Genomic DNA, 618 nt, shown 5'->3' on the forward strand with positions numbered 1-618 from the left:
TTCATAAAACTCACCGATTCTGCAACTTTTTGGGCCTTACACTGTATTTACAGCAAGATTTAGACATAAACTATCTAATAAAAACACAATAAATTCAATAGGTTGAGAGTTATTCAGGGACAACTAAACAAGCAACCAATCCGAACAGAGTACCTCAAAGCCAGTATCCAGGCAAAAGTAGAGCACCCGTTTAGGATCATAAAGCGACAGTTTGGCTTTAGGAAAGTAATCTATAGAGGATTGGCTAAAAACGACAACAAGCTGGCGATGCTGTTTGCCTTAGCCAATGTGGCTAGGGTTGACCAGATGATACGGGCGGCAAGGGGTTAATCCGTTTAAAATCCACTAAACAAGGCTAAATAAGCCTTGTTTAGTGGTGAAAAGCATCAAAACAAGTAGAGTCCTGTGCTTTTTTATTCGAAAGAGAGAGGTTGAGTGTTTTGCGACTTCTTAATCGTAGTTTCCTTAGACGAATGCCGCAAAAGAGCAAAGGAACATACGAACAAGTAAGACAATTTTTAGCTGACTTTCAGCTTGTGACAGTATTTCCTCAGAAGCGACATTTAATCACCACTTAACCCACTTGTAAGGTACTTCAAGCACCTTACAACCGTTATT

General features: G+C 39.6%; 1 protein-coding gene. It reads left to right on the top strand.

The features are described from left to right. Positions 1-102 precede the first annotated feature (102 nt). Positions 103-330 (top strand): transposase, encoded by a 228-nt coding sequence (locus tag LG368_RS15420; protein WP_338086343.1) that lies wholly within the window; start codon positions 103-105, stop codon positions 328-330. Positions 331-618 lie beyond the last annotated feature (288 nt).

It is taken from the genome of Marinomonas algarum (assembly GCF_020532605.1).
GTDB classification, from domain to species: Bacteria; Pseudomonadota; Gammaproteobacteria; order Pseudomonadales; family Marinomonadaceae; genus Marinomonas; species Marinomonas algarum.